This window comes from Mesorhizobium sp. M7A.F.Ca.CA.004.06.1.1 (assembly GCF_003999135.1).
Taxonomy (GTDB): domain Bacteria; phylum Pseudomonadota; class Alphaproteobacteria; order Rhizobiales; family Rhizobiaceae; genus Mesorhizobium.
The window spans coordinates 1-2597 of sequence record NZ_RZPQ01000802.1 but is presented as its reverse complement, the minus strand read 5'-3'; the positions used below and the strand labels follow the sequence as shown (position 1 = coordinate 2597).

Below are 2597 nucleotides of genomic sequence, written 5' to 3'. Positions count from 1 at the left end.
GGCGATCGGCTGCTTTGCCGTTTATCTCTGGGTCGAGGGCTCGATCACCGTCGGCGCGGTCGCCTTCACGCTGTCGCTGGTGCTGCGGCTCAACATGCTGCTCGGCCGGCTGATGATGCAGCTCAACAGCATCTTGCGAAACCTCGGCGTGCTGGAGAACTCCAAGGCGCTGATTTCGCAGCCCCTCGGCCTCATCGATGCGCCCGACGCCAAGGAACTCGTGGTGGCAGGCGGTCGTATCGAGGTGAACAACGTCGAGTTCCATTACGGCAAAGGTTTCGGCGTGCTGAACGGCATCGACCTTGTCGTCAAGCCGGGCGAGAAGGTCGGGCTGGTCGGACCGTCTGGCGCCGGCAAGACGACGCTCGCGAACCTGATCCTGCGCCTCTACGATCTGGAGAGCGGGTCGATCACCATCGATGGCCAGGATGTCGCCAAAGTCACGCAGAATTCGCTGCGCGCCAATATCGGCGTCGTCAGCCAGGACACGGCGCTGTTCCACCGTTCGCTGCGCGACAACATCAAGCTCGGCATGCCTGACGCGACCGATGCGGAGGTGATCGCGGCGGCGAAAAAGGCCGAGGCGCACGAGTTCATCCTGACCTTGCGCGACAACAGGGACCGCGCCGGCTACGAAGCCTTTGTCGGCGAGCGCGGCGTCAAACTGTCAGGCGGCCAGCGCCAGCGCGTGGCTATCGCCCGTGTCTTCCTCAAGGACGCGCCGATCCTGATCCTCGACGAAGCGACCTCGGCGCTCGATTCCGACATCGAGGCGGCGATCCAGGAGAATCTGACGCGGCTGATGGAAAACAAGACGGTCATCGCCATCGCCCACCGGCTGTCGACGATCGCGGCACTCGACCGGCTGGTGGTGCTCGACGGTGGCCGCATCGTCGAGCAAGGCACGCATGACGAGTTGGTAGCACTCGAGGGGCTCTATGCGCGGCTGTGGAAGCGGCAGTCCGGCGGTTTTCTCTATCACGAGGACAGCGTGCTCGAAGAGACACGCCCGGCGGAGTAGCTCCATGGGTGGATCAACAGGCGCCATCTCAGAGGTCGGCTACGTTCTCAAGCGGCTCCGGCCGACCATGCCGGCTTTCGACACGCTGAAGGAAGAGAGCCGGCAGGAAGGCTACTGGATGCTGGTGCGCCTGGCGGATGGCTGGGCAAGTGGCCGCAACAAGTTCCTGAAACGGGGCGAGGCGCTGTACGGAGCCTGGGATGGAAGGGAACTCGCCGGCGTGTGCGGGTTGAACATCGATCCCTATTTCGAGGCCAGGGACCACGGCCGGGTCCGGCACCTGTTCGTCAGTGCGCGTCACCGTCGCGCCGGCCTTGGCCGGATGCTGATCGAAACCGTTATCGACAGGGCACGTCACCATTTCGCCGCGCTGAACACCCGCGCGCCGCAAGAGGCTTTTGGTTTTTACGCACGGCTTGGATTTACGCACGTGGAAGGCGAAGAATTCGTCACTCACCGCATGGTTTTCGCGAAAGGAGACTGAAATGTCCTTGCGTCCGCCATCTCATCTTGCCGGCGGCTCGGCCGCCGAAGCCGCCTTCGACGCGCTCGGCCATGAAATATTGGCGGAAAAGGCGGCAGCACTCGGCCGCGCCGGCCAGCGGGTAGAGGAAACGCTGGCCAGGCTGCGCGACAATGCCGACGAGCAACTGCGCCCCCGGCTGCTCAAGGATGCCGCCGAGGCGGTGCATGGCTATTTCATCCAGCGCGAGCTGTGCGGCTTGCGCAAGCACGATGCCGTCATTCGTGAATACAACATCCCGAGAGCGGTGCTGGCCAGGCTCGGCGCGAAATAGGGGTCACTCCAGCCATTCGGTGATGAAGCTGCCGTTTTCATGGATGTCGGTCGTTTCCAGCGGGCCTGGGCCGAGATTGGTGAATTTGTGCGGCGTGTTGGGCGGCACGATCAGGATCTGGCCGGCGGATGCCTCGATCTCCTGGTCGCCGACAGTGAACAGGCCGGTGCCCTGGCGGATGATGAAGATCTCCGCGTAGGGATGCGTGTGCAGGCGGGGGCCGCCGCCGACGCCAGGCAAATAGTTGAAGATCAGGCAGGAGTTGGAGCCGTAGGCGCCACATTGCAATTCGCCCTTCCAATGGTCGGAGCGAACAGACCAGGTGTCGCGGTCTATGACGTGTGCCATGATACAAGGATAGACCCGGCTGGCGCCTTGTGTCGAGCCGAACAGGGGCGTCGGATTTGCGGTTGTTTCCCGGTTGTTTAGCGATGTTTGGCGGCTATCCGGCGTCGCGTTGAGCGGTGGCGGATTTTGTCCCCGCGACAATCTGCCCTTGTGCCTTCACCCGTCTGGACAAAAACGGGCTTCACGCATAAACCGAAGTCCAAATGCCGGAGGAATTCGCAAGCCTGTTCGCCATGCGCTGTCGGGTTGGCGTAATTGAGCGGGGAACAAGGCTCAGCCACCGGCACGGAAAGGCGAAAGGATCAGGCACCCGTGAGCGCAACCGACACCCAGGATCCCAACCGTCGTGATTTTCTCTACGTCGCCACCGGCATGGCCGCAGTGGTCGGCGCGGGTGCCTTCGCGTGGCCGTTCATCGACCAGATGCGCCC

At 63.1% G+C, this 2597-nt stretch carries 5 protein-coding genes; 4 read left to right on the top strand and 1 reads right to left on the bottom strand.

The features are described from left to right. From EN906_RS30370 to EN906_RS30360, 3 genes are all read left to right on the top strand, one after another. Positions 1-1021: ABC transporter ATP-binding protein (locus EN906_RS30370; RefSeq protein ID WP_164777476.1), on the top strand; the 1021-nt coding region annotated here is incomplete at its 5' end. 4 nt (positions 1022-1025) lie between these two features. Continuing rightward, positions 1026-1505 carry a GNAT family N-acetyltransferase gene (locus EN906_RS30365; protein WP_127270964.1) on the top strand — a complete coding sequence of 160 codons (480 nt, stop codon included), beginning with the start codon at positions 1026-1028 and terminating at the stop codon, positions 1503-1505. A gap of 1 nt (position 1506) precedes the next feature. Next, positions 1507-1818, top strand: coding sequence for a DUF6665 family protein (locus EN906_RS30360; protein WP_127270963.1), 312 nt, complete (start codon positions 1507-1509; stop codon positions 1816-1818). 3 nt (positions 1819-1821) lie between these two features. Here the strand turns inward: EN906_RS30360 and EN906_RS30355 are convergent, their stop codons facing one another. After that, the gene (locus tag EN906_RS30355; protein ID WP_127270961.1) at positions 1822-2166 is read right to left on the bottom strand and encodes a cupin domain-containing protein; all 345 of its coding nucleotides are present in this window, start codon (positions 2164-2166) and stop codon (positions 1822-1824) included. Positions 2167-2478: 312 nt separating this feature from the next. Between EN906_RS30355 and EN906_RS30350 the strand changes: the two genes are divergently transcribed. Further along, positions 2479-2597, top strand: a 119-nt coding sequence (locus tag EN906_RS30350; RefSeq protein WP_127375614.1) for a ubiquinol-cytochrome c reductase iron-sulfur subunit N-terminal domain-containing protein, incomplete at its 3' end; no start/stop codon positions are given.

Excerpts from the sequence above, each read along its gene's own strand:
- EN906_RS30365 (WP_127270964.1), top strand. The coding sequence starts at position 1,026 with ATGGGTGGATCAACAGGCGCCATCTCAGAGGTCGGCTACGTTCTCAAG.
- EN906_RS30360 (WP_127270963.1), top strand. The coding sequence starts at position 1,507 with ATGTCCTTGCGTCCGCCATCTCATCTTGCCGGCGGCTCGGCCGCCGAA.
- EN906_RS30355 (WP_127270961.1), bottom strand. The coding sequence starts at position 2,166 with ATGGCACACGTCATAGACCGCGACACCTGGTCTGTTCGCTCCGACCAT.